This window comes from Nioella sp. (assembly GCF_964229645.1).
GTDB lineage: Bacteria > Pseudomonadota > Alphaproteobacteria > Rhodobacterales > Rhodobacteraceae > Nioella.
This window is the reverse complement of record NZ_CAXREX010000236.1, coordinates 1-24,197: the sequence shown is the minus strand read 5'-3', so window position 1 is coordinate 24,197 and position 24,197 is coordinate 1. Positions and strand designations below refer to the sequence as shown.

22 protein-coding genes and 1 other RNA gene are annotated in these 24,197 nt (G+C 64.5%); 13 read left to right on the top strand and 10 right to left on the bottom strand.

All coding sequences use genetic code 11. The features are described from left to right. Window positions 1-85 precede the first annotated feature (85 nt). Complete coding sequence (locus tag ACEQXV_RS15885) at window positions 86-721, top strand: ribonuclease T (RefSeq protein ID WP_370251986.1); 636 nt, start codon at window positions 86-88, stop codon at window positions 719-721. Window positions 722-833: 112 nt separating this feature from the next. On the opposite strand, the gene ACEQXV_RS15880 is transcribed toward ACEQXV_RS15885, so the two are convergent. The 4 genes from ACEQXV_RS15880 to ACEQXV_RS15865 form a co-directional block, all read right to left on the bottom strand. Further along, entirely contained in the window at window positions 834-1,157 is a 324-nt protein-coding gene (locus tag ACEQXV_RS15880; RefSeq protein ID WP_370251966.1) for a hypothetical protein, read from the bottom strand. 2 nt (window positions 1,158-1,159) lie between these two features. Further along, window positions 1,160-1,759, bottom strand: coding sequence for a recombination mediator RecR (gene recR, locus ACEQXV_RS15875; RefSeq protein WP_370251964.1), 600 nt, complete (start codon window positions 1,757-1,759; stop codon window positions 1,160-1,162). 11 nt (window positions 1,760-1,770) lie between these two features. After that, window positions 1,771-2,115: a YbaB/EbfC family nucleoid-associated protein gene (locus ACEQXV_RS15870; RefSeq protein ID WP_370251963.1), complete on the bottom strand. Its 345-nt coding sequence runs from the start codon at window positions 2,113-2,115 to the stop codon at window positions 1,771-1,773. 73 nt (window positions 2,116-2,188) lie between these two features. After that, entirely contained in the window at window positions 2,189-3,940 is a 1,752-nt protein-coding gene (locus ACEQXV_RS15865) for a DNA polymerase III subunit gamma/tau (RefSeq protein ID WP_370251962.1), read from the bottom strand. A 356-nt stretch (window positions 3,941-4,296) separates the two neighbouring features. Here ACEQXV_RS15865 and ACEQXV_RS15860 point away from each other — a divergent pair, with 356 nt between their 5' ends. Together ACEQXV_RS15860 and ACEQXV_RS15855 are read left to right on the top strand one after the other, a co-directional pair. Then, window positions 4,297-5,835, top strand: coding sequence for an ankyrin repeat domain-containing protein (locus tag ACEQXV_RS15860; RefSeq protein ID WP_370251960.1), 1,539 nt, complete (start codon window positions 4,297-4,299; stop codon window positions 5,833-5,835). 1 nt (window position 5,836) lies between these two features. Then, entirely contained in the window at window positions 5,837-6,325 is a 489-nt protein-coding gene (locus ACEQXV_RS15855) for a protein phosphatase (protein WP_370251958.1), read from the top strand. A 127-nt stretch (window positions 6,326-6,452) separates the two neighbouring features. On the opposite strand, the gene rsgA is transcribed toward ACEQXV_RS15855, so the two are convergent. Further along, window positions 6,453-7,487 carry a ribosome small subunit-dependent GTPase A gene (gene rsgA / locus ACEQXV_RS15850; RefSeq protein WP_370251984.1) on the bottom strand — a complete coding sequence of 345 codons (1,035 nt, stop codon included), beginning with the start codon at window positions 7,485-7,487 and terminating at the stop codon, window positions 6,453-6,455. A gap of 152 nt (window positions 7,488-7,639) precedes the next feature. Further along, an RNA gene (gene ffs / locus ACEQXV_RS15845) (signal recognition particle sRNA small type) lies at window positions 7,640-7,738 on the bottom strand. Window positions 7,739-7,845: 107 nt separating this feature from the next. Here ffs and ACEQXV_RS15840 point away from each other — a divergent pair. Continuing rightward, entirely contained in the window at window positions 7,846-8,685 is an 840-nt protein-coding gene (locus ACEQXV_RS15840; RefSeq protein ID WP_370269977.1) for a neutral zinc metallopeptidase, read from the top strand. A gap of 3 nt (window positions 8,686-8,688) precedes the next feature. Here the strand turns inward: ACEQXV_RS15840 and ACEQXV_RS15835 are convergent, their stop codons facing one another. Further along, window positions 8,689-10,515, bottom strand: coding sequence for a bifunctional 2',3'-cyclic-nucleotide 2'-phosphodiesterase/3'-nucleotidase (locus ACEQXV_RS15835; protein ID WP_370269975.1), 1,827 nt, complete (start codon window positions 10,513-10,515; stop codon window positions 8,689-8,691). A 171-nt stretch (window positions 10,516-10,686) separates the two neighbouring features. Between ACEQXV_RS15835 and nudC the strand changes: the two genes are divergently transcribed. After that, window positions 10,687-11,658, top strand: a complete 972-nt coding sequence (gene nudC / locus ACEQXV_RS15830; RefSeq protein ID WP_370251983.1) for an NAD(+) diphosphatase — start codon at window positions 10,687-10,689, stop codon at window positions 11,656-11,658. A 48-nt stretch (window positions 11,659-11,706) separates the two neighbouring features. Continuing rightward, window positions 11,707-12,183, top strand: coding sequence for an SRPBCC family protein (locus ACEQXV_RS15825; protein WP_370251954.1), 477 nt, complete (start codon window positions 11,707-11,709; stop codon window positions 12,181-12,183). Window positions 12,184-12,197: 14 nt separating this feature from the next. Here ACEQXV_RS15825 and ACEQXV_RS15820 read toward each other — a convergent pair whose 3' ends face one another. After that, the gene (locus ACEQXV_RS15820) at window positions 12,198-13,028 is read right to left on the bottom strand and encodes a prephenate dehydratase (protein WP_370251952.1); all 831 of its coding nucleotides are present in this window, start codon (window positions 13,026-13,028) and stop codon (window positions 12,198-12,200) included. 108 nt (window positions 13,029-13,136) lie between these two features. On the opposite strand from ACEQXV_RS15820, the gene ACEQXV_RS15815 reads away from it, so the two are divergent. From ACEQXV_RS15815 to ACEQXV_RS15795, 5 genes are all read left to right on the top strand, one after another. Further along, window positions 13,137-13,661: a cytochrome c family protein gene (locus ACEQXV_RS15815; RefSeq protein WP_370251951.1), complete on the top strand. Its 525-nt coding sequence runs from the start codon at window positions 13,137-13,139 to the stop codon at window positions 13,659-13,661. Window positions 13,662-13,818: 157 nt separating this feature from the next. Further along, window positions 13,819-15,699, top strand: a complete 1,881-nt coding sequence (locus tag ACEQXV_RS15810; RefSeq protein WP_370269973.1) for an extracellular solute-binding protein — start codon at window positions 13,819-13,821, stop codon at window positions 15,697-15,699. Window positions 15,700-15,705: 6 nt separating this feature from the next. Continuing rightward, window positions 15,706-16,863: a microcin C ABC transporter permease YejB gene (locus ACEQXV_RS15805; protein WP_370269971.1), complete on the top strand. Its 1,158-nt coding sequence runs from the start codon at window positions 15,706-15,708 to the stop codon at window positions 16,861-16,863. A 3-nt stretch (window positions 16,864-16,866) separates the two neighbouring features. Beyond that, on the top strand, window positions 16,867-17,988 hold the full coding sequence (locus ACEQXV_RS15800) for an ABC transporter permease (RefSeq protein WP_370251947.1): 1,122 nt from the start codon (window positions 16,867-16,869) through the stop codon (window positions 17,986-17,988). After that, window positions 17,985-19,586: an ABC transporter ATP-binding protein gene (locus tag ACEQXV_RS15795; protein ID WP_370269968.1), complete on the top strand. Its 1,602-nt coding sequence runs from the start codon at window positions 17,985-17,987 to the stop codon at window positions 19,584-19,586. Before ACEQXV_RS15800 ends, ACEQXV_RS15795 begins: the two co-directional genes overlap by 4 nt. Before the next feature lie 49 nt (window positions 19,587-19,635). Here ACEQXV_RS15795 and hemN read toward each other — a convergent pair whose 3' ends face one another. Continuing rightward, complete coding sequence (gene hemN, locus ACEQXV_RS15790) at window positions 19,636-20,991, bottom strand: oxygen-independent coproporphyrinogen III oxidase (RefSeq protein WP_370251945.1); 1,356 nt, start codon at window positions 20,989-20,991, stop codon at window positions 19,636-19,638. An 85-nt stretch (window positions 20,992-21,076) separates the two neighbouring features. On the opposite strand from hemN, the gene fnrL reads away from it, so the two are divergent. Then, a complete protein-coding gene (gene fnrL / locus ACEQXV_RS15785; RefSeq protein ID WP_370251943.1) occupies window positions 21,077-21,823 on the top strand; it encodes a transcriptional regulator FnrL in 747 nt (248 codons plus the stop codon). Between the two features lie 328 nt (window positions 21,824-22,151). Here fnrL and ACEQXV_RS15780 read toward each other — a convergent pair whose 3' ends face one another. Then, window positions 22,152-22,991, bottom strand: a complete 840-nt coding sequence (locus ACEQXV_RS15780; RefSeq protein ID WP_370251942.1) for a universal stress protein — start codon at window positions 22,989-22,991, stop codon at window positions 22,152-22,154. Window positions 22,992-23,190: 199 nt separating this feature from the next. On the opposite strand from ACEQXV_RS15780, the gene ACEQXV_RS15775 reads away from it, so the two are divergent. Next, window positions 23,191-24,197: cbb3-type cytochrome c oxidase subunit I (locus ACEQXV_RS15775; protein ID WP_370269966.1), on the top strand; the 1,007-nt coding region annotated here is incomplete at its 3' end.

Below are 24,197 nucleotides of genomic sequence, written 5' to 3'. Positions count from 1 at the left end.
GCGGGGTCGGGCCCTCGCGTGTCCTCATTGTAAGGGAGGTTGCGGGGTATATAAGGGGATCGAGCCAAAAGGGGAAGGGCAAATGATGCGTGCGGTACTGGTGGGGCTTTTGATGCTGGCGGCGGGCGTTGTGCGCGCCGATGGCGAGCGGGCCGGAGAGTTCGATTACTACGTGATGGCACTGAGCTGGACCCCGAGCTGGTGTGCGCTGGAAGGCGATGCGCGCGGGTCCGAACAATGCGAGCCGGGTCAGGGTTTCGGCTTCACCCTGCATGGGCTCTGGCCGCAATACGAAGATGGCTGGCCCGCCTTCTGTCCCACGGTGGAACGGAACCCGTCGCGCCGGATGACCGCCGAGATGGCCGATATCTTCGGCACGTCGGGGCTGGCCTGGTACCAGTGGAACAAGCACGGGGTCTGCACAGGGTTGTCGGCTCCGGATTACTACGCCCTGTCGCGGCTGGCCTATGAGAGCGTGACCCGGCCCGAGATCCTGCGCCAGCTCGATCGCGAGGTCCGGTTGCCGGCCGACGTGATCGAAGAGGCTTTCCTGGAGGCCAATCCCGGGCTGGAAGACGAGATGCTGACCGTCACCTGTCAGGCCGGGCGGGTGCAGGAGGTGCGGATCTGCCTGACGCGCGCGCTGGAGCCCAGGGCCTGTGCCCCGGACGTGGCACGCGATTGCACGCTGACGGATGCGCTCTTTTCCCCGATGCGCTGAGTATCTGCGGTTTCGGCGCCTTTGGCGCCGACCCGCGCGATCCGTGACGGATCGCGGATCATTTTCCGTGTCGGAAAATGACGCGCCGCACCGGCACGGTGCGGCCCGGGGATCAGCCGTAGAGACTGTTGAGCAGCGATGCCGCGAGAGCGTTGCCTGCCACGGCGAACAAGGTCGCCATGGCAAAATAGACGGTCGCAGCCTTGACCAGAAACGCCACTCGGCCGCTGAATACCCCGCTTTTCCACAGGTATCCGCCGCTGGCCAGCCCGAGGAGATGGGCAAAGACGAATGCCGAGGTCAGGACAAGGCCGATGGCCTGGAACACGCTTTGAGGCGAGGGGCCGCGAAGGGCCGCGTAGCCCCAGATGAGCGCGACGAAGAGGCTGAGCAGGGCAAGCGCTGCGAGGAGCAGCTTGTGGCGCACGCTGGCCATGGTCAGAAGGACTTGCGCGCGCGCAGCGCGGCCGAGATGGTGCCGTCATCGAGATAGTCGAGCTCACCACCGACGGGCACGCCCTGGGCCAGCGAGGACACGGTCACGCCGCCGCCCTCCAACTCTCCCGCGATGTAATGGGCGGTGGTCTGCCCATCCACCGTTGCATTGAGGGCCAGGATCACTTCACCAATGCCTTCGCGCCGGACCCGGTCGAGCAGCTTGGGGATGCGCAAATCCTCGGGCCCCACGTCATCGAGCGCTGAAAGCGTGCCGCCAAGCACATGGTAGCGGCCCTGGAAGGCATGGCCCCGTTCCATCGCCCACAGGTCGGCCACGTCCTCGACAACGCAGATCTGGCCATTGGCGCGGGCGTCACTGGCGCAGATTGCGCAGGTGTCGGAGGTGCCGATATTGCCGCAGGTCAGGCATTCGCGGGCGCTGGCAGCCACATGGGTCATCGCATCGGCCAGGGGCTGCATCAGAAGCGCGCGCTTCTTGATCAGGTGCAGCACGGCGCGGCGGGCAGACCGGGGCCCGAGCCCCGGCAGCTTGGCCATGATGTCGATCAGGGCCTCGATATCCTCGGTGCCGCCAGCCACGCCTTGGGGCCTCAGAAGGGCAGCTTGACGCCGGCGGGCAGGTTGAGCCCCTCGGTCAGGCGGGCCATTTCCTGCTGGCTGCGCTCGGCGGCCTTGGCCTGCGCATCCTTGATCGCGGCCAGGATCAGGTCCTCGACCACTTCCTTTTCATTCGGATCGAAGATCGACGGATCGATTTCCAGGGCGGTCAGCTCGCCCTTGCAGGTGGCGGTTGCCCGCACGAGACCTGCCCCGGACTCGCCTTCGACGGTCATGGTGGCCAGCTGCTCCTGCATCTCGGCCATCTTGCCCTGCATTTCCTGTGCCTGTTTCATGATCTTGGCCATGTCGCCAAGCTGGCCCAGTCCTTTCAGCATTGCGTCTCTCCTGCGGAGTTGAAATCGGTTCCTGCCTAGATACGGGCGCTGGTAGCGGCAGGCAAGGCGGCGCTCAGTCCTCTTCGAACGGATCCCACTCGTCCTCGACCTCGGGCAGGGCGTCGGCTTCTGCTTCGGCGTCGAGCTCGGCGCGGCTGCGGATTTCGGTGATCCTGGCCTCGGGGAAGGCCGCCAGCACCGCTTGCATCATCGGGTGCTGAAGCGCCTCGTTTTCCAGATCGCGCGCCTTGGCGTTTTCCACCTCCTCGATGGTTTCGCCGCCGCCCTCGTTGGCCAGGGTCACGGTCCAGCGCACGCCTGTCCAGTTCTTGAGGCTCTGGGCCAGGCGCGGGGCCAGGTCCTTGGGCGCGCGATCGGTGGGCTGGAAGGTGATGCGGCCCGGCGCGTAGGAAATGATCCGAACGCAGGTCTTCACCTCGATCAGCAGCTTGATGTCACGGTTCGACTCGATGAGCGCAACGACGGTGTCGAAGTTGTGGTAATGCGCCAGGGCCGTTTCCGGGGCTTCCGCCAGGGCTGTCGCGGCGCCGCCGCCGGATGCCCCGCCCCGCGGGGCCGAGGTGGCGCGGGGGCCTGTGCCCCCGCCCTGCGGCACCGGACCGGTGCCGCCACCGCCACCGCCTGCCGGGGGGGGCGGTGTCGCATCTTTCAGGCGGCGCACCAGGTCCTCGGGCGGCGGCAGGTCAGCCACGTGGGTCAGGCGAATGATCGCCATCTCGGCGGCCATCATCGCATTGGGGGCCAGGGCCACCTCTTCCAGCGCCTTGAGCAGCATCTGCCATGTTCGCGCCAGGATCCGCATGGAGAGCCGCTGCGCCAGGGCCTGCCCACGGGTGCGTTCATCGGGGCCGATCGTGGGGTCGTTCGCAGCCTCGGGCGTGATGTTGATGACCGAAAGCCAGTGGGTCAGTTCCGCCAGGTCACGCAGAACCGCCATCGGGTCGGCCCCGTCGGCATATTGCGCCCCAAGCTCATCTAGCGCGCCCGCCGCGTCGCCGGTCATGACCTTCTCAAAGAGGTCCATGACCCGGCCCCGGTCGGCCAGCCCCAGCATCGCGCGGACCTGGTCGGCGGTGGTTTCTCCCGCGCCGTGCGAGATCGCCTGGTCCATCAGGCTCATCGCGTCGCGGACCGATCCTTCGGCGGCCCGCGTGATGAGCGCCAGGGCGTCCTCGGCAATCTCGGCCCCTTCCTTCTGCGCGACGCCCTGAAGATGGGCGATCATCACCTCGGGTTCGATCCGCCGCAGGTCGAAGCGCTGGCATCGGCTGAGCACCGTGACAGGGACCTTGCGTATCTCGGTAGTGGCGAAGATGAATTTCACGTGGGCGGGCGGTTCTTCCAGCGTCTTGAGAAGCGCGTTGAACGCGCTGTTCGACAGCATGTGAACTTCGTCGATGATATAGACCTTGTAGCGGGCCGAAGCCGCCCGGTAATGCACGCTTTCGATGATCTCGCGGATGTCGTTCACGCCGGTATGGCTGGCGGCGTCCATCTCGATCACGTCGACATGGCGGCCTTCCGAGATCGCCTTGCAGTGTTCGCAGCTGCCGCACGGGTCCGTCGTGGGCTTGCCGGTGCCATCAGCGCCGGTGCAGTTGAGCCCCTTGGCCACGATCCGCGCGGTGGTGGTCTTGCCGGTGCCGCGAATGCCCGTGAGGATGAAGGCCTGGGCGATGCGGTCGGCCTCGAACGCGTTCTTGAGCGTACGGACCATGGCGTCCTGCCCGATCAGGTCGGCAAAGCTGGCAGGGCGATACTTTCGCGCCAGAACCTGGTAGCCGGTAGTGCTGCTCTCGGACATGAGGCCTCTTTCCGTGTTGTCTTGGCCGCAGGTTAGTGGGTTTTGGCCGGGGGGTGAACAGGGGATTGCGGCCCGTGCACCCCGTGGTTTCGGCAGGACGCCTCCGGCGGGAGTATTTGGGCCAAGAAGAAGGGGGCGGGCGCGTTAAGGTTAACGGGCGAGCGTTCAGGCCCTGTTAAGCGGTGCGGGCTTGGCGCAGCCGTTAGGCTGGACTAGGATGAAGGGGCCGCGAGGGGCGGCATCCAGGTCCGCGGACAGCCGTCACCGGCACCCCTGTCTCGACAAGAAGACCGTTTCGCGGTGTTTCTCCTGCCCGGATCAGCGGACCTGTGGGCGTTTCGTGAGGAAACCGACAGATGAAATCCCTCGACCAGTTGCGCCGCGATGCCAAGGCGCTGAAGAAGGTCCATGCGGCCGGAGACCCCGTTGCCCTCGAGCGCCTCGCCGTGCATCCGCCGCGTGAGGCCGGGGCCGTGTTGAAGCACGCGGACTACCTTCACGTGATCGCTCAGGAGGCGGGCTTTGCCAGTTGGCCAGCGTTGAAGGACGCGGTGGAGCTGCAGGGCATGGACCGGGCGGCGCGGCTTCAGTGGCTGAAAATCGCACTGGCCCATGGGCAGAATGCCCGCGTGGACCGGTTGCTGGCGGAGACGCCAGATCTGGCCCTGGGGGTGTTCGGGCTTCAGGTGGCGCTGTTGGAGCGAGACGCCGTGGCACGGATGCTGGCAGAGGATCCGGGCCGGGCGACGCGCGTGGTGGCGCACCAGTCGCCGCTTTGCTTCCTGGCCTTTTCGAAGCGCATCCATGCGCAGCCCGAGCGCGAGGGCGACATGATCGCCATCGCCGAGATGCTGTTGGCCCACGGGGCGGATGTGAATGACGGGCGACCGGTCGGGCCGGGCAGCGAGCACCGGCTCTCGGTGCTTTACGGTGCAATCGGGCATGCCAACAACATGGTGCTGGGGCGCTGGCTGCTGGACCACGGCGCCGATCCGAACGATGGCGAGTCGCTCTATCACGCGACGGAGCTCGGACATCACGAGGGGTTGCGGATGCTGCTGGAGGCGGGGGCGGACCCGCGGGGCACCAATGCGCTGCTGCGCGCCATGGATTTCCATGACCCCGTGGCGGTGCGGATGCTGTTGGCGCACGGGGCGCGGGCGGATGACTTCGATGATACGCCTGTGGGGGGCGAATCCCCCTGGGTCGTGCCCGCCCTGCACCAGGCTGCACGGCGCATGTGCGGGCCAGAGATGATTGATGTGTTGCTGGAGGCTGGGGCGGATCCGGGCCGCGTTCATGAAGGCTGCACGGCTTATGGCTATGCGAGGGTTTTCGGCAATGAAGCCCTTTCGCGGGCCATCGAGGCGCGGGGGAATTTTCCCGATCTGACCGAAGCAGAGCGGTTGCTGGTGCAGGCCGTCGAGGGGCCCGTGCCGGAGGGCCGCTATGTCGACCCCGCGACGCTGCCCGAGGCCTATCGCAACCTCATTCGGCTGATCCTGCATCTTCCGGGCAAGCTGCCCCATGTGAAACGCCTGGTGGCCATGGGTCTGGAATACGACCGTCCGGATGGGGAGGGGCTGACGCCGGTGCAGATCGCGGGATGGGAAGGTTTGCCGGACGTCATGGGCTATCTTCTGTCGCTGCGGCCTGATCTGAGCCATGTCAACGGCTATGGCGGCACGCTTTTGTCAACGATCATTCACGGGTCTGAAAACAACCCCCACAGGGCGGAGCGCGATCACCTTGGGTGCCTGCGTCTGGCGCTGGAACAGGGGGTTGCCTTGCCGCGCCCGTCGATCGAATTTGCCGGGGATGAGGAAGTTGCCGCCTTCCTGGCGGACTGGGCCGAGGCGCATCCGGGGCAGGTGGTGGATCAGGGGGTTTCCTGACATGGGATTCGTGATCGCCGAGCTTGAGGCAGGGGGTGGAGTGCTGGGCATCTGCCCCTTGCCGGGGCGGTTCAACCCCTATGCGGAGGATCTCGCAACCGTCCTGGCATGGCGCCCGGACGTGGTTCTGAGCATGACAACGCTGCCCGAGATGGTCCTGCATGGTGCGGAAGGGATAGGGACCGACCTGGCCGCCCGAGGTATCGGGTGGCGGCACCTGCCGGTCCCCGATTTCGGCGTGCCGCCCGAGGACGTGCAAAGCCTTTGGCCCGAGTCGGCGGCGCTCCTGTCTGGGGGCGGGCGGGTGCTGGCGCATTGCTATGGCGGGTGCGGCCGGTCGGGCATGGCGCTGTTGCGGATGATGGTCGACACAGGGGAACTGGGGTCGCAGGCGCTGGCGCGATTGCGCGCGGTACGGCCCTGCGCGGTCGAGACCGAGGAGCAGAGGCTTTGGGCCGTTTCGGGAGGTGGTGCAGAACCCGCGACCTGATGCAGACGCTGAACCCGTTGCACTGTTGACTTACGTGCCCGCCGCGCCCGACCTGTCCCGACGCTCTGGCACCTGCCGGAGGCTTGATGCGGGTCAGGGTGGTCGTGGCCGCTATGCCGAGGCTGCGCTAGCTGTCCCGCCTGCGGGTTTTTTCCTTCATCACGTTCCGCACCATCTTGCCGAAGCTCTTGTCGCGGGCGCGGGCCTCGGCCAGCGTTTCGGAATTGCGGGCATCCTCTGCGCGCAGTTTCTGCCAGCGGCGCAGGCGCTCGGGCGCGACCTCGCCCGCCGCGATGGCGGCGGCGATGGCGCAGCCCGGTTCACCCTCGTGCCGGCAGTCGGAAAAGCGACAGGTGCGGGCGATCTCATCAAGATCGGCGAAGACCGCGTCGACCCCCGCGCGCGCATCTGACAGGCGCAGGGCCCGCATGCCCGGCGTGTCGATCAGCCAGCCGCCCGCGCGCGTCCGGTAAAGGCCCCGCGCGGTCGTGGTGTGGCGACCCTTGGCGTCATCCTCGCGAATCCCCGCCGTGGCCAGGTGCCCGCCGATCAGCGCGTTGGACAGCGTCGACTTGCCCACGCCGGACGAGCCCACCAGTGCCAGCGTCTGCCCCGCCCGGCACCATGGTGCCAGCAGCGCTGCATCATCGGGGTCCGTGGCATTCACGGCGATCGCGGTCACCAGTGGCGAGAGACGCTCGGCTCGGCGCACGAAGGCGCGCGGGTCGTCGCATTGATCGGCCTTGGTCAGCACGATGAGCGGTAGGGCCCCCGCCGTTGCGGCCAGCGCAAGGTAACGCTCCAGCCGCGCCTCGTTGAAATCGGCATTGCAGGAGGTGACGATGCCGAGCGTGTCGACATTGGCGGCGATCAGCTGCCGCTCTGCCCCGGTTCCCGCCGCCCGGCGCGTGAGTTCCGTGACTGGGCTCAGCCGCCGGATCACGCGCTGGCGGGTGGGGTCTATCAGCACCCAATCGCCCACGGCGAAGGTGCCGGTCGAGCGGTCCGAGGGCGGCAGCAGCAGGCGTTCACCATCGGGGGCAAGCCCAGTCAGCCGGTCGCGCGCGACGGCGGACAGGCGAAAAACGTTGGCAATCTGCGCAGGATCGTCAGCGATCTCGGCGGCGAAGCGGGCCGACCATCCAAGGTCGGAAAGGGTCATGTCGGTCAATGATCTGGTCCCGGTAAGACACGAGAGGAGGCCGCCCCTGCGGGGCGGGGTTCTCAGGGGCCGGGCGGACGGTGCCGGGCAGGGTCAGGCAGCGCGGGCCCGGAGGGGTGCGGCGATATCCATCAATCCTCCGGTGTCTTGAGGGGTGAGAGGTTGGACATCGACCCAAGCGGGGCTCGTTGTGGCTGCTACCTTCCGGTCCTGACCAGGTTGGCGAGGCGCTTGCCCGCGCCAACCTCTCGACTCGGCATGTAAGGGATCAGGGGGCGTTTCGCAAGGGCAGGGCTAGGCGGGCCTGCCCCCTGTGAGCTAGGCTTCCGACCAAGGTTATTTGTTGAGGGATTTTACCATGCGCCTTCGAAACGTGTCCCGCAGTCGCAATGTCGTGGATCGGCGGGGAAGGGGTGGTCGGGCGGCTGGCGGCATCGGTGGAATTGGGCTGCTGGTCGTTCTGGCGATCGGCTATTTCGCCGGGATCGACGTGACACCGCTGCTGGAGCAGGCGGGACCATCGCAGCAATCCTCTGAACCGCGCGAGTTGACCGAGGCCGAGCAACAGGCCGGGGATTTCGCGGCGCGGGTGCTCAGCACCACCGAAGGGGTCTGGGCCGAGCTCTTTCCTGCGCAGGTCGGGCGCAGTTACACGCCGCCGCAACTCGTGCTGTTCAGCGAGGTGACGCAAAGCGGTTGTGGCGGAGCGTCAGGCTCTTCCGGGCCGTTCTACTGCCCGGCCGATCGGCGCGCGTATCTTGATACCGCCTTTTTCGGCTTTCTCGCAGACCGGCTTGGCGCCGAAGGAGACTTCGCCGCGGCATATGTGATCGCCCATGAAGTCGCCCATCACGTTCAGAATGAACTGGGCATCCTGGGCCAGGTGCAGCAACTGCGCGCAGGCGCGAGCGAGCGTGAGTCCAATGCGCTCCAGGTGCGGGTGGAGCTTCAGGCCGATTGCCTGTCGGGGGTCTGGGCGCATCACGTGGCGGAGCTACTGGACAGCGGGGATGTCGAGGAGGCACTGAACGCGGCGCACCGGATCGGCGACGATTACCTGCAGGCGCGCGCGGGGCGTCAGCCGAACCCGCATACTTTCACCCACGGCACCTCGGACCAGCGGGCGCGGTGGTTCGAGATCGGCCGCGCCGCAGGCCGTGTCGGCGATTGCGATACTTTCAACGCCGATCGGCTGTGATCGTCAGAGGCGAAGGGTGAAACGGAAGAAACCCCCGTCCGCAGGGCCGACCGGTGCAAGCCCGAGAGCGTCCATGCGCTCGGTATGGGTCACGGCCCCCGGTCCCGTTTCGTAGAGGACCTCGGTCCTGCCCATCGGTTCGAACCCCCATGTGGGCTGTGCCTTGGGGCGCAGCGGGGAGCTGCCGATGATATGGCGGGTCACGACCTCTCTGACCGATATGGTCTCTGCCAGAACGGTGTCGCAGCGGGGTGGGGCCATGAAATGCCCGCCGCCCGCCGCGCGGTAGCTGTTGGTGACCACGAGGACTGCATCGTCATCGGACAGGGGGCGGCCCTGATGGCTGAGCGCGCGCACGCGACCCGGGCCGGGGATGCTCTGCTCTCCATCCGCTGAATAGCGCGCGGGGGCCGACAGGTCGAAACGGTAGCTCAGCCCGAAAAGCACATCGAAATTGTAACCCGAAAAACCGGGGTCGAGCAGCGTCTGTCCGTTCGAGCCCGGGTCGATCCGGTTGAACGCGCTGGCGACCCGCTCCAGCCAGTCCCGCAGGTCGGCGCCGCTGGCACGCAGGACATGAAGGGCATTCGGAAACGGGTAAAGGTCGGCCGCATTGCGCAGGGACAGGGGGCCTGCGGGAATGTCGGTATAGGCACCCGGCCCCCCGCGACCGCCAGCCTTGAAGGGCGCGGCGGCAGACAGGATGGGCAGCTGCGCCAGCGGGTGATCCTTCAGCGCCCGGACAGCATGGGCGCGCCCGGCCTCGGCCACGAGGGCGAGGGTGGGGCTGTCCCCTGCAAGGGCGAAGAAAGTTTCGAGCGGTGCTTCGGTTATGCCGATCTGGCGGCGCGCATGGGCGATCGTTGCCTCGTGCGCTTGCTCTGACAGGCGCATCAGAGCCGGGGACGCTGGCGCGTCGGGGCCGGTCGCCGGATGCAGCATCGTGTGCGCCCCCACCACCTGCCAGCCTTCCGAACTGTCTCGCAGCGTGAGCGTGATCTGGCCCAGGTGGCTGCCGAAGAAGCCTGGCTGCACGACCGGGCAGGCAAAGGCGATGCCGTCGCGGGGCAGGTGCCGATGCGTGTGCCCTGCAACGATCGCGTCAACCGCGCCTGAGGCCGCGAGCGGCAGCAGGGCGTTTTCGAGGTCGTCCGCGTCAACCGACGGGCCTTCGCCGGAATGGCAGAGCGCGATCACCAGGTCAGCGCCGGCCTGGCGCAACGGGGTGGCCTCGGCTTTGGCGGTGGCGACGATGGGGCTGGTTTCCACCCGGCCCTTCAGCAGCGACGCATCCCACTTGGTAATCTGCGGCGGGGCAAGGCCGATGACACCGATCCTGAGTTGGGCGGCCTGTCCATCCGCGTCCCGGAAGGCCCGGTCCAGGATCACGCTTCGGGGCAGCAGGGCGGTGCCATCGGCAAGGGTGACATTGGCCAGCACCACCGGGTGATCCGCAGTCGCGACGGCCTGATGCAGAAACGCCAGCCCGTAGTTGAAGTCATGGTTGCCCACTGTCGCCGCGTCATAGCCGAGCGCGTTCATCGCCGCGATCATCGGATGCGGTCCCGGCGTTGGCGCCTCTACGGCAACATCCCCCAGGGGTGTGCCTTGAAGCGTGTCGCCATTGTCGAACAGCAGGCAATTGGGGTGGAGCGCGCGCTGACGCTCTACCAGAGTGGCGATGCGCGAAAGCCCGGGATGGTCGCCTTCGCTGTCGGTATAGTAGTTGAACGGGCGCAGATGCGCATGCAGGTCCGTCGTGGCCAGTAGAACGAGTTCCAGGTGCCGACCGTGGGTCTGGTCGGCGGTAAAGGCTGACGGGGTTCGCATCGGGGCAATTCTGGTTTAGCTGTTGCGCAGGCCGATTAGATCAAGCGAATGGGGAAATGACCAGACGCGCAGGATGGCGGCATTGCGGTTTGCGTCGCTTTCGCATCTTTGCGACATTCCTGCCATAGGTGGCTTAAAAAAGATTAACGCAATCAAGCAGAAAGCGGGATGATGAAGCTGGCGGAAACGGTTACTTTCGGGGGGTCGGGGCTCGACCGGGCGGCGGGCCTGCGTGGGGACGGGGCGGCCCTGGCCAGGGCGCTGGCAGACGGGCGTGGCAGCGTCCTGGCGATCTGGCGGGGCAAGCCCCTGATCGAAGAAGCGGGCGATGGTCTGCGGCTTGTCTGGTTGCCCGGCGACCATCCGATCCTGGCCGAGGCAGGGGCCGAGCGGCTCTTTCTTGGCGATGACGACGGTGCCCTGCGCTTCGCGGCGGACATTTCCCGCTGGAAACCCGAGGACCTTGATGAGCTGGAGCTGAACAGCTTTGCCGATTCAAGCCTTCAGGCCCATCCTGCTGCGGGCGAGGGGCAGCTTTTCCGCGAACTCCGCCTGGCGATGACCCTTCTGACGGCACGCGATGCGGAATTGGCCGCAACTGCGAAAGCGATGCTGAGCTGGCACCGGTCGCACCGTTTCTGCGCACGCTGCGGGGCGGAAAGCCGGATGACGCAGGCCGGCTGGCAGCGCAGTTGCCCCGATTGCGGGGCGCATCATTTCCCGCGCACAGACCCGGTTGTCATCATGCTGATCACCCATGGCAACGACGTGCTTCTGGGCCGGTCGCCGGGCTGGCCCGAGGGGATGTATTCGCTGCTTGCGGGATTCATCGAACCCGGGGAGACGATGGAAGCGGCTGTGCGCCGCGAGGTGGCCGAGGAAACGGCGGTCACCGTGGGGCAGGTCGATTACCTTGCCAGCCAGCCCTGGCCCTATCCCTCATCGCTGATGTTCGGCTGCCGGGGCGAGGCCACCAGCCGCGAGATCACCGTCGATCCTGCCGAACTGGACGACGCGCTGTGGATCAGCCGTGAGGACCTGGCCGAGGCGCTGGCCGGGAATCACCCGGTGCTGAAACCTGCGCGCAAGGGGGCGATTGCCCGCTTCCTGATGGAGAACTGGCTTGCGGACCGGCTGGACTGAGGGGCACATATCTCTCCATAGTTTCGCGAGCAGAGAAAGGTAGCCAGTATGATCTTCGAGACCAGCGAAGAAGTGGACGTTCCACGTGACTTCGCCTTTTCCCGCTTTGGGGACTTCACCCGCTACGAGGCCGCCGCGCGAGGCTATGGTGCCGATATTCGCCGGGTGAACGGATTCACCGAACTTGCCGAGGGCGTGGGTTGGCGCGGCTCGGTCATGGTGAGGGGCAAGACTCGCGGCGTAGAGGCGACCGTGACCCGGCTCGTGCGGCCCGAACATGCGCAGATGCAGACGCTTGTGGGTGGCATGACGGTGACAGTTGACCTGACCTTCGAAGACCTGGGGCCGGAACAGACGCTGGTGCGCGCCAGGGCAAGCCTTCGCGCGACAACGCTGGCGGCAAGACTGATTCTTCAGACGGTCAAGCTGGGGCGGAGGCAGATCCAGGCCAAGATCGATTCGCGTATCGTGGCTCTGGCCAACGAATACGAAGATGAATATCGCCGAATCCAGGACCGGGGCTGACAGGAAGGGACTGGTCAGTCGCGCAGGTGGTCTGCCGGGTAGGTGCCCAGAATGTGCAGATGCGAGGTGAAGTAGGATAGCTCGTCCATCGCCAGTTGCACGTTGGCGTCGTCGGGATGCCCCTCGATATCGGCATAGAACTGGGTGGCGGTGAAGCTGCCGCCCACCATGTAGCTTTCCAGCTTGGTCATGTTCACGCCGTTGGTGGCGAAACCGCCCATGGCCTTGTAGAGCGCCGCCGGAATGTTGCGGACCTGGAACACGAAGGTGGTCATCATGTGATCGGCCCGGCGGGTCATGTCAGGTTCGCGCGACATGATCAGGAATCGCGTGGTGTTGCGGTCGTGATCCTCGATATGGCGCGCAAGCACATCGAGCCCATAGATCTCGCCCGCAAGCTCCGAGGCCAATGCTGCATGGGTTTTGTCGCCCTTTTCCGCAACGTCCCGTGCAGCGCGGGCATTGTCGGGGCTGACCCGCCCCTTGATCTGATGCTTGCGCAGGAAGCCCGCGCATTGCGGCAACAGCACGAGGTGACTCCAGGCGTCCGTGATGTCGGCCACGCTGCTGCCCGGAACGCCAAGCAGGTTGATGTGAACCCGGACAAAAGCCTCGTCCACGATATGAAGCCCGCTCTCGGGCAGGAGCCGGTGAATGTCGGCCACGCGCCCATAGGTCGAGTTCTCGACCGGCAGCATCGCTTCGACGGCATCTCCGTTGCGCACGGCCTCGATCACGTCCTCGAATGTCGCGCAGGGAAGCGCCTCCAGATGCGGGCGCGCCTCGCGGCAGGCCTGGTGGGAATAGGCACCGGGTTCCCCCTGGAAGGCGATACGAGCGGTCATTTTTGTGACTTTCTTCAACAAGGTCGTTCTGTCGCGCTGACTACACCTTGAAAGCCATGCAGGAAAGTCGGTAGATACGCGCCAACTCGAAATGTGGACAGGATACCCATGTTTGACACGATGACCCTTACAAAGGCCGTTGGCGGCGTGTGCGCGGCCTGGCTGATCCTGCTTCTTGGCGGTTGGGCTGCTGACGGCCTCTATAGTGTCGGTGGCGGACATGACGCACACGGCGAACACGTCGCCGGCTACGTGATCGACACCGGTGACGGCGGCCATGGCGACGAAGAAGTGGCAGAAATCCCCTTCGCCGATTACCTCGCTTCGGCGGACCCGGCAGATGGTGAAGGCCTGTTCCGTCAGTGCCGTAGCTGCCATTCCGTCGAAGACGGCGTGCAGGGCACCGGCCCGTCGCTCTATGGCGTGGTTGGCCGCGACATCGCCTCGGTCGGCGGCTTCGGCTACTCCGGCGCGCTGGAAGGCCTGGAGGGCAACTGGACGCCCGAGGCGCTCAACGGCTTCCTCGAAAGCCCGCGTGGCTACGCCCAGGGCACCGCGATGTCTTATGGCGGTATGCGCGACATCGAAGACCGCGCCGCAATGGTTGCCTATCTCGACTCGCTCGATAACTGATTCGGACCCGATCCGCGCAGGAGGCCGCCCAACCGGGCGGCCTTTTTCGTTTGCGGGGTCACGAAATCGTAATTCACCTTGAACCGGGGCGGGGCTGGTCCTTACGGTATTTGCACCCATAACAAACCGAAGCAGGACATCCGCAGTGGAGATCAGCATGACCCGAACCCGCCAAGCGACCCGTCCCTCCGTTTCCTGGTGGATGGCTATTCCTCTCGTGGCCGCCAGCCTGTTGGCAGCACCCGGCTTCGCCCAGGATGACACGCTGACCGTGACTCATGGTGTCTCGACCTTCGGCGATCTGCGCTATGGCCCAGATTTCGAGCATCTCGACTACGTGAACCCCGACGCCCCGCGTGGCGGCGAGTTTTCTTTCGCTTGGTCGGGGTCGTTCGACTCGATGCACCCCTACACGCGCAACGGGCGCGCGGCCGTGCTGGCCTCGATCTTCTTCGAATCCCTGCTGGAAGGCACCGCGGACGAGGTGGGCAGCTACTACTGCCTGCTGTGCGAAAGCATCGCCTTCCCCGAAGACCGGTCCTACGTGATCTTCACCCTGCGCGAGGAAGCCCGCTTTTCCGACGGATCCCCGGTAACGGCTGAGGACGTGCTGTTCAGCTACGAGATCCTGCGTGACGAAGGCCTGCCGTCCTTCCGGGCTTCCATCGGATTGACGCTGGCCGGGGCAGAGGCGCTGGACGATCGGCGCATCCGCTTTGACTTCAACCCCGAGTCGCCGATCCGGGGTCGTATCGACACCGCAGGCGGTCTGCCCGTGTTCAGCCGGGCCAGCCACGACGCTTCGGGACTCGCTTTCGAAGACAGCCGCCTTGAGCCGCTGATGGGCTCTGGCCCCTATGTCGTCGAGCGCATCGACGTGGGCGAGCGCACGATCTTCCGCCGCAATCCCGATTACTGGGGCTATGATCTGCCCATCAACCAGGGGCGGCACAACTACGACACCATCCGGATCGAGTATTACGGCGACGCGATTGCCTCTTTCGAAGGCTTCACCGCTGGCCAATACACGTTCCGCAGCGAGTCGAGCTCGAACCAGTGGGCGACCGCCTATGATTTCCCGAGTCTCGAAGAGGGGCTCGTGGTGCGCGAGGAAATCCCCGATGGCACCATTTCATCGGGCCAGAGCTTCGTGATGAACCTGCGCCGCCCGCAGTTCCAGGACGTGCGGGTGCGCGAAGCAATCTCGCTGATGTTCAACTTCGAATGGACCAACCAGACCCTGTTCCACGGGCTCTACACCACGAATGTCTCGTTCTGGGAGAACACCCACCTGGCGGCAAGCGGTCTGCCGTCCGAGGCGGAGCTGGCATTGCTGGAGCCGCTGCGTGACCAGTTGCGCCCCGAAGTGTTCACCGAGAACGCCTATGCGCTTGGCGAGTCGAACCCCGATCGGGCTTTCGACCGCCGCCGGGCCCGCCAGGCTGCCGCTTTGCTGGCCGAGGCAGGATGGGAACCGGGCGATGACGGGATGCTGCGCAACGAGGCGGGGCAGACGCTCGACATCGAGTTCCTCAATGCGTCGCCGCTCTTTGACCGGATCATCAATCCCTACGTGGAGAACCTCACCGCGATCGGGGTCAACGCCTTCATGAACCGGATCGACAACGCTCAGTTCACGCAGCGCGAACGCGACTACGACTTCGACATCATCACCGACCATTTCCCGATGAGCTACGAGCCGGGATCGGGCCTGCGCCAGTATTTCGGGTCGGCAACCGCCAATGACTCGGTCTTCAACCCGGCAGGCGTGGCCGATCCGGCCATCGACGTGCTGGTCGAGGCGGTGGTCGATGCGGAAACGCAAGAGGACCTGAACACTGCCGTTCACGCCCTGGACCGGGTGCTGCGATGGGAACGCTTCCGCGTGCCGCAGTGGTACAACCCGAACCACTGGGTGGCCTATTACGACATGTATCGCTACCCCGAGAACCTGCCGCCCTATTCGCTCGGCTTCCTCGATTTCTGGTGGATCGACCCCGAGGCGGAAGCCGCCCTTCGTGAAGCAGGAGCGTTCTAAGCCAAGATGGGCGCCTATATTCTCCGACGGCTTCTGCTCATGATCCCGACGCTGGTCGGGATCATGGTCATCAACTTCGCACTCGTTCAGTTCGTTCCGGGCGGTCCCATCGATCAGATCCTGGCCGAGCTGGAGGGCGAGGGGGATGTGTTCGCGGGCATATCTGGCGGTGGCGCCGAAAGCGGCGGCGGCGACTTGGGGGGCGGCGAAGACAGCTACCTTGGTGCTCGTGGCCTGCCGCCGGATTTCATCGCCGAGCTTGAAGTGGAGTTCCACTTCAGCCGGATCGTCTGCGCCGAAGGCTTCGAGGGCGAACCGGACCTGTCCGAAGAGGCCTGCACAGCCGAGCCTATCCCCGCCATCGAACGCTTCTTCCTGATGATGTGGGATTACCTGCGCTTCGATTTCGGCGAGAGCTATTTCCGCTCGATCTCGGTCGTTGACCTGGTTTTGGAGAAGATGCCCGTGTCGATCACGCTCGGGCTGTGGTCGACGCTGATTGCCTATATCGTCTCGATCCCGCTCGGCATCCGCAAGGCGGTGCGCGATGGCAGCCGCTTCGACACGGTGACAAGCGGCGTCATCATCGTGGCCTACGCGATCCCCGGCTTCCTGTTCGCGATCCTGCTTCTGGTTCTGTTCGCGGGCGGGTCCTACTGGCAGTGGTTCCCGTTGCGGGGGCTGACCTCGGACAATTGGGAAGATCTGAGCCTGATCGGCAAGGTGCTGGATTATTTCTGGCACATCACGCTGCCGGTGCTGGCCTCGACCATCTCGGCCTTCGCCACGCTGACCCTGCTGACCAAGAACAGCTTCCTCGACGAAATCAAGAAGCAATACGTGATGACCGCGAAGGCAAAGGGGCTAAGCGAGGGGCGCGTGCTGTATGGACATGTCTTCCGCAATGCCATGCTGATCGTGATCGCAGGCTTCCCGGCGGTGTTCGTGTCGGTTTTCTTCGGTGGCTCGCTCATCATCGAAACGATCTTCTTGCTCGACGGCCTGGGGCGGCTTGGTTTCGAGGCGGCCGTGAGCCGCGACTACCCGGTAATCTTCGGCACGCTGTTCGTGTTCGGACTGATCGGGTTGGTCGTGGGGCTCTTCTCGGACCTGATGTATATCTGGATCGATCCCCGCATCGACTTCGAAACGCGGGAGACCTGAGCCATGGCCCTTGTCCGTCTCTCGCCGCTCAATCAACGCCGCTGGCGCAACTTCAAGGCCAACCGCCGCGCCTATTGGTCCGCGGTTGTTTTCGGGGTTCTGTTCTTCATCTCGCTCTTTGCGGAGTTCCTGGCCAATGACAGCCCGCTGGTGGTGCGCTACCGGGGCGAGATCTATACCCCCATCTTCAACTTCTACCCCGAGACGACTTTCGGCGGAGATTTCCGCACCGAGGCGGTCTATCGCGATATCGAGGTGCAATGCCTGATCATCTCTGGCGGGGTGCAGGATTGCTGGGACGACCCCGAAGGCGTCATCGAGGCCGCGCGCGACGGGAGCCTGGCCGAAACCGCGCCCGGCTACATGCGGGGCTGGGTGCTGTGGCCGCCCATCCCCTACAGCTACAACACCGTGAACGATATCGGCGGTTCAGCCCCGTCGGCACCCGATGCGCAGCACTGGCTTGGCACCGACGATACCGCGCGCGACGTGCTGGCCCGCGTGATCTACGGCTTCCGGCTGAGCGTGGCTTTCGCGTTGATCGTGACCTTCCTGACCTCGGTCATCGGTATCGCGGCCGGGGCCGTCCAGGGCTATTTCGGCGGTCTGATCGACCTGCTGTTCCAGCGCGTGATCGAGCTTTGGGGGGCGACGCCGAGCCTTTACATCATCATCATCGTGGCCGCGATCTTCCGGATGGATTTCTGGCTCCTGGTGTTCCTGATGACGCTCTTTGGCTGGACGGCCCTCGTGGGCGTGGTGCGTGCCGAGTTCCTGCGCGCGCGCAATTTCGAATATGTCCGCGCCGCCCGGGCGCTTGGCGTGTCGAACCGGGTCATCATGTTCCGCCATGTGCTGCCCAATGCGATGGTGGCCACGCTGACGATGCTGCCCTTCATCGTCACGGGCACCATCGGGTCGCTGGCTGCGCTTGACTTCCTGGGCTTTGGCCTGCCCTCCTCGGCGCCGTCGCTCGGGGAACTCACCCTTCAGGCCAAGAACAACCTCCAGGCGCCCTGGCTTGGCTTCACGGCGTTCACCGCCTTCGCCTTCATGCTCTCGCTGCTGGTCTTCATCTTCGAAGGCGTGCGCGATGCCTTCGACCCGAGGAAGACCTTCCAATGAGCTTGCTTCGGGTCAGAAATCTTTCCGTCAGCTTCACCCAGGACGGTGCCACCACGCGGGCCGTGAAGAATGTCAGCTTCGAGGTGGGCAAGGGCGAAACCGTGGCCCTGGTGGGCGAGTCGGGGTCGGGCAAGTCCGTCACCGCGCTCTCGACCGTGGCGCTGTTGCCGCCAAGTGCCGAGGTGACGGGGTCGGTGGAGTATGACGGGGCCGAGATGATCGGGGCCGACGAAGCGGGACTGCGCAAGGTGCGCGGCAATGACATCAGCTTCATCTTCCAGGAGCCGATGACATCGCTGAACCCGCTGCACACGATCGAAAAGCAGTTGGCCGAAAGCATCCAGCTGCACCAGGGCCTGACTGGTGCCGCTGCACGAGACCGTATCCTTGAACTCTTGGACAAGGTGGGCATTCGCGATGCGGAATCGCGGCTGAAGGCCTATCCGCACCAGTTGTCGGGCGGGCAGCGCCAGCGCGTGATGATCGCCATGGCCCTGGCCAATCGACCTGAATTGCTGGTGGCCGACGAACCGACGACCGCGCTCGACGTGACGATCCAGGCGCAGATCCTCGATCTTCTGGCCGATCTCAAGGCGTCCGAGCGGATGAGCCTTCTGTTCATCACCCATGACCTTGGCATCGTGCGCCGTTTCGCGGACCGGGTCTGCGTCATGCAGAACGGAGAGATCGTCGAGGCGGGCCGCACGGACGAGATCTTTGCCAATCCGCGCCACCCTTACACGCAGACCCTGCTGGCGGCCGAACCCAAGGGCGAGCCAGAGCCCGTGCCCACCTTCGCCGAAGAGGTGGTGCGCACCGACGCGCTGCGCGTGTGGTTCCCCATTCAGCGCGGGCTTTTGCGTAAGACGGTCGGCCATGTGAAGGCCGTCAATGAGGCGACGCTTTCCGTCCGGCAAGGTGAAACCCTTGGCGTGGTGGGAGAGTCCGGGTCGGGCAAGACAACGCTGGCGCTGGCCATCCTGCGGCTGTTGTCCTCGCAAGGCCGGATCAGTTTCCAGGGGCGCGAACTTCAGGGCCTGTCCTCTACTCAGATCCGCCCGCTGCGCAAGGACATGCAGGTGGTGTTCCAGGACCCTTACGGGTCGCTTTCTCCACGCATGACGGTCGAACAGATCGTGGCCGAGGGGCTGAGCGTGCACCGCGTCACCGGGGACCATGACCGCACGCAGCTTGTGGCCGATATCCTGACCGAGGTTGGGCTGGACCCGGCCATGATGCACCGTTACCCGCACGAGTTTTCCGGCGGTCAGCGCCAGCGCATCGCGATTGCGCGGGCAATGATCCTGAACCCGCGTCTCGTGGTGCTGGACGAACCGACAAGCGCACTCGACATGACGGTGCAGGTGCAGATCGTCGAACTGCTGCGCAAGCTTCAGAAGAAACACGATCTGGCCTATCTCTTTATCAGCCATGACCTGAAGGTGGTTCGCGCGCTCAGCCACAAGGTGATCGTGATGAAGCAGGGTGACATCGTCGAGGCGGGCACCAATGCCGAGATCTTCGGCAATCCCCGCACCGACTATACCAGGCAGCTGATGGCCGCAGCCTTCGATCTTCAAGCCAAGGGCACGGGCTGAGGAAAAAGGCGCCCCGAAGGGCGCCCTTTGTCGAAGTTCATTGCGTGGCTCAGATCGCCGAGCTGTGGCCCTCTTCGCGCATCTCGTATTCGTCGAAGTTGCGCGCGATCAGGCGCGCCAGGGCCCGCCCCTCGGGCTTGATCGAAAACCCGTCCGCATCGCGGCTCACCATGGCGGGGAATGCCACTTCCGCCGCCTTGTAAAGCGTGTCGAGGCTGCTTTCCGAAACGCCGAAGCTTTCCCGGATTTCCGCGCTGTCGATGCGGAAGTCGCACATCAGCGCCTCGATCAGGCGGGCGCGCAGCCGATCTTCACCCTTGAAGACATGCCCGCGCCCGGTGGACAGCTGCCCCGCACGCACGGCCTTCTGGTAATCGGCGGTTCCCGATGCATTCTGGGCGAAGCCCTGCGGGAATTTGGAAATCGCCGATGCCCCAAGGCCGATCAGCACCTCGCAGGTGTCGTCGGTGTAGCCCTGGAAATTGCGGCGCAGGTGCCCGGTGCGGGCGGCCACGGCCAGCCCGTCATCGGGCTTGGCGAAATGGTCGATGCCGATATCCTGGTAGCCGTCCCACTTGAACAGGCGCCGGGCGGTCTCGAACAGTTCCAGGCGCTCTTCGGGGCGGGGCAGGGAGTCGGTCGGGATCATGGACTGGCGCCGGGCCATCCACGGCACATGCGCATAGCCGTAGAGTGCAACCCGGTCGGGCGAGAGCGACAGCAACATCTGAACGCTGTCGGCGATCCGCTTTTGCGTCTGCTCGGGCAGGCCGAACAGGATATCTGCATTGAGCGAGTTGATGCCGCGGGCGCGAAGCTGTTCCACCGCCTCGCGGGTGACATCATAGCTTTGAATGCGGCCGATGATCTTCTGAATGCCGGGATCGAAATCCTGCACGCCGATCGACGCGCGGTTCATTCCCGCCCCTGCGAGGGCGTCCAGCCTGTCGCCGTCGATCTCGTTCGGGTCGATCTCGACCGAGAACTCGAGATCGTCGCTATGGGTGAAGGCCCCGTGGATCGTGTCGGCCAGGTCGCTGATCATGCCAGCCCCCAAAAGCGTGGGCGTGCCGCCGCCCCAGTGCAGGCGGGCGACTTCAACCCCCTCGGGCAGCATCTGGCCGACAAGCCGGATTTCCTGCTTCAGCGTTTCCACATAAGCGCGTACGGGTTCATCACTTCGCACACCTTGTGTGCGACAGGCGCAGAACCAGCACAATCTGCGACAGAACGGCACGTGCATATACAAAGACACCCGCGTGCCCGCGGGTATCGTGCTGATCCACTCCGCAAACACACCAGAATCCACGTCGTTCGAGAACTTCGTGGCGGGCGGATAGCTGGTGTAGCGCGGAACTTTTGCCTCGAAGAGACCGAGGCGACGAAGTTGCGCAAGATTTTCCATTGGAATATCCTTAGGGAGCGACGAACAGGATGTATTTGATCGAGATCAAACGATCTCATGACGATCGGAATTTAAGGGAACGCCCATGCCCAACAGATCCTTGGCCCTGCCGGAAATGGCATGTGCAGACTGCCCGATCCGGCACCGGGCGGTGTGTGCCCGATGCGAGACAGACGAGCTCGAAAAGCTTGACGCGATCAAGTATTATAGGCGTTTCGAGGCCGGGCAGACCATTGCCTGGGCCGGCGACAAGATGGATTTCGTGGCCTCCGTCGTGGAGGGCGTGGCTTCGCTGACTCAGACCATGGAAGACGGTCGCCGACAGATGGTCGGCCTGCTTCTGCCAAGCGATTTCCTGGGCCGTCCGAATCGCGAATCAGTGGCTTATGACGTGACCGCGGCAACGGATGTGATGCTGTGCTGCTTCCGGCGGGTCCCGTTCCAGGGCCTGATCGAAGAAACACCGCATATCAGCCAGCGTTTGCTGGAAATGACTTTGGACGAACTGGATGCGGCCCGCGAATGGATGCTGCTTCTGGGGCGCAAGACCGCGCGGGAGAAGATTGCCAGCTTCCTGTCGATCATCGCGCGGCGCGACGCGACCCTCAAGAACAGTGCGGATGCGAGTTCGATGGCCTTCGATCTGCCGCTGACGCGCGAAGCGATGGCCGATTACCTTGGGCTGACGCTGGAAACGGTCAGCCGCCAGATGTCTGCCTTGAAGCGGGACGGGGTGATCGAGCTTCAGGGCAAGCGCCACATCATCGTGCCCGATGTCGAGGCGCTGATGGATGAAACCGGGGATGACGCCGACGGCGGCGTCTTCATATAGTCACGACAACCGCAGTCTCAGATGCTGGCCCAGTCCGTGAAGACGTGGCGGGGGGCCTTGGGCTGTGCGCTGCGCACGCGACGGTCATTCGTGGTGGCAGAAGCGGCGCGGACGGGAACAGGGCGTTGTTGAGTATGGCCGGTGCAGAACATGGTTTCGGGTCCTTATGGGTTGGGTCAAATGCTCTGCGACTCAATATAGTGTATAAATAACACTTAATCAAGCGGCACCTTACCCTTCATGTGGACGGGCAAGCTAGTATTCTGAAATAAAATGGAAAAAGGGGCGCCTTCCGGCACCCCTTTTTCGGGTCTCTTCGGTTCTGCGCTTAGTGTGCCATCAGAACGGGGACTTCGGCCATCTCCAGGAGGTTGCGGGTTGCCCCGCCCAGGATCGCTTCGCGGAACCGCGAATGGCCATATGCGCCCATCACCAGCAAGTCGGCATCCTTGTCCGCGACGTAACGCAGGATCACGTCCGATACGCGGGGCAGGGTGCGCGGCACGATCGCGACATCGACCTTGGCACCGTGGCGGGTGAGCATCTTGGACAGTTCCGCGCCCGGGTCCGATGTCTCGTTGCCATGCCGCTGCGGGTCGATGATCAGGATCTCGACCTCGTCCGCGGCCACAAGCAGCGGCAGCGCCCGGCGCACCGCGTTCATGGCCTCTGCGCTTTCGTTCCAGGCCACGACAGCACGAGTGGGCCTCGAAGTTGCAGGCTTGCTGTCCGGCAGCACCATGACCGGGGACTGACCCTGGAACATGGCCGCTTCCACGACCACGGGCGCATCCATGGTGCGGCTTTCGCCATAGGGTTTGGGCAGCATCACGAGGTCCGCAAAGCGAGAGCGCTTGGCAACGAGACCAGCGACGGTGGCGGTTTGGGCCACGACCGCCTCGACACCCCAGCTCACGTCGCTCTTGCCCAGGATGTCGCGCACGGCCTGTTCAATGGCGCGTGCCTCGTTCTGGGCGTGCATCAGGGTTTCTTCGTGCATCAGCGCGGTTGCGCCGGCAAAATAGTATCCGGTCTGCGTGCGGTCGATCCCGAGACACAGAACATCGATATGTGCGCCTTCAGCCGAGACGAAAGGCAGCGCGGCCTCCAGCACCGGTCCGACATCGGCCAGGTCTGTGATCGCCGTGAATACGCTCTTGTAGGCCATTCCTGTGGTCCTCCATGGATGATTGACTCCATCGATAATCTTGGTGCCTGCGGGACACATTGACCTGCATCAACAGGAACATCTGCCCAACTTGACATGGATCAAGGCCCCTTTGCTGCACCTGCGCGATTGGGAGGCAGATGGAACAGCTCCGGATGGCTCGATGAGTCGCTACCGGGGCACGACGAAGGGACGATCGATGCTTGATTACTTGAAGCTACTGATCCTTGGTCTCGTGGCGGTGCTGGCCGCCATCGCGGCCAGTTACGCCCGGGACATGATCTTTATGATCCACATGATCCTGGTCATGGTGACAGCGGCAGGTCTTTTCCTGTGGCAGCTGCGCCGCACGGATGAACCGGTTCCTGCCGAGGTGCTGGAAACACAATATCTGGATGGCCCGGTTCGCGCCGGTGTCATCATGACGGCCGTCTGGGGCGTCGTGGGCTTCCTGGTGGGTGTCATCATCGCCTTCCAGCTGGCCTACCCGCAGCTCAACTTCGATTGGGCCCAGGGCTACCTGAACTTCGGTCGTCTGCGGCCGCTGCACACGTCGGCGGTGATCTTCGCCTTCGGTGGCACCGGGCTCATCGCATCGTCCATGTATATCGTTCAGCGGACCACCGCTGCGCGCATGTGGGGCGGCAACCTGGCTTGGTTCGTCTTCTGGGGCTACCAGTTCTTCATTCTGCTCGCCGCGAGTTCCTACGTTCTGGGTGGCTCGCAGGGCCGCGAATATGCGGAACCCGAATGGTATATCGACCTTTGGCTGACCATCGTCTGGGTCGCCTACCTGCTGATGTTCGTGGGCACCCTGCTGAAGCGGAAAGAGCCGCATATCTACGTTGCCAACTGGTTCCTGCTGTCGTTCATCGTCACGGTCGCCATGCTGCACGTGGTCAACAACCTCGCCGTGCCGGTGTCGTTCTTCGGCTCCCGCTCGGTGTCGCTGATGGCCGGTGTGCAGGATGCAATGACCCAGTGGTGGTATGGCCACAACGCCGTGGGCTTCTTCCTGACTGCGGGCTTCCTGGGCATGATGTACTACTTCATCCCCAAACAGGCCGAGCGTCCCGTCTACAGCTACAAACTGTCGATCATCCACTTCTGGGCCCTGATCTTCATCTACATCTGGGCGGGTCCCCACCACCTGCACTACACCGCGCTGCCTGACTGGGCTTCGACCCTTGGCATGGTGTTCTCGAT

Excerpts from the sequence above, each read along its gene's own strand:
- ACEQXV_RS15885 (WP_370251986.1), top strand. The coding sequence starts at position 86 with ATGCGTGCGGTACTGGTGGGGCTTTTGATGCTGGCGGCGGGCGTTGTG.
- ACEQXV_RS15880 (WP_370251966.1), bottom strand. The coding sequence starts at position 1,157 with ATGGCCAGCGTGCGCCACAAGCTGCTCCTCGCAGCGCTTGCCCTGCTC.
- ACEQXV_RS15870 (WP_370251963.1), bottom strand. The coding sequence starts at position 2,115 with ATGCTGAAAGGACTGGGCCAGCTTGGCGACATGGCCAAGATCATGAAA.
- ACEQXV_RS15865 (WP_370251962.1), bottom strand. The coding sequence starts at position 3,940 with ATGTCCGAGAGCAGCACTACCGGCTACCAGGTTCTGGCGCGAAAGTAT.
- ACEQXV_RS15860 (WP_370251960.1), top strand. The coding sequence starts at position 4,297 with ATGAAATCCCTCGACCAGTTGCGCCGCGATGCCAAGGCGCTGAAGAAG.
- ACEQXV_RS15855 (WP_370251958.1), top strand. The coding sequence starts at position 5,837 with ATGGGATTCGTGATCGCCGAGCTTGAGGCAGGGGGTGGAGTGCTGGGC.
- rsgA (WP_370251984.1), bottom strand. The coding sequence starts at position 7,487 with ATGACCCTTTCCGACCTTGGATGGTCGGCCCGCTTCGCCGCCGAGATC.
- ACEQXV_RS15840 (WP_370269977.1), top strand. The coding sequence starts at position 7,846 with ATGCGCCTTCGAAACGTGTCCCGCAGTCGCAATGTCGTGGATCGGCGG.
- ACEQXV_RS15835 (WP_370269975.1), bottom strand. The coding sequence starts at position 10,515 with ATGCGAACCCCGTCAGCCTTTACCGCCGACCAGACCCACGGTCGGCAC.
- nudC (WP_370251983.1), top strand. The coding sequence starts at position 10,687 with ATGAAGCTGGCGGAAACGGTTACTTTCGGGGGGTCGGGGCTCGACCGG.
- ACEQXV_RS15825 (WP_370251954.1), top strand. The coding sequence starts at position 11,707 with ATGATCTTCGAGACCAGCGAAGAAGTGGACGTTCCACGTGACTTCGCC.
- ACEQXV_RS15820 (WP_370251952.1), bottom strand. The coding sequence starts at position 13,028 with ATGACCGCTCGTATCGCCTTCCAGGGGGAACCCGGTGCCTATTCCCAC.
- ACEQXV_RS15815 (WP_370251951.1), top strand. The coding sequence starts at position 13,137 with ATGTTTGACACGATGACCCTTACAAAGGCCGTTGGCGGCGTGTGCGCG.
- ACEQXV_RS15810 (WP_370269973.1), top strand. The coding sequence starts at position 13,819 with ATGACCCGAACCCGCCAAGCGACCCGTCCCTCCGTTTCCTGGTGGATG.
- ACEQXV_RS15805 (WP_370269971.1), top strand. The coding sequence starts at position 15,706 with ATGGGCGCCTATATTCTCCGACGGCTTCTGCTCATGATCCCGACGCTG.
- ACEQXV_RS15800 (WP_370251947.1), top strand. The coding sequence starts at position 16,867 with ATGGCCCTTGTCCGTCTCTCGCCGCTCAATCAACGCCGCTGGCGCAAC.
- ACEQXV_RS15795 (WP_370269968.1), top strand. The coding sequence starts at position 17,985 with ATGAGCTTGCTTCGGGTCAGAAATCTTTCCGTCAGCTTCACCCAGGAC.
- hemN (WP_370251945.1), bottom strand. The coding sequence starts at position 20,991 with ATGGAAAATCTTGCGCAACTTCGTCGCCTCGGTCTCTTCGAGGCAAAA.
- fnrL (WP_370251943.1), top strand. The coding sequence starts at position 21,077 with ATGCCCAACAGATCCTTGGCCCTGCCGGAAATGGCATGTGCAGACTGC.
- ACEQXV_RS15780 (WP_370251942.1), bottom strand. The coding sequence starts at position 22,991 with ATGGCCTACAAGAGCGTATTCACGGCGATCACAGACCTGGCCGATGTC.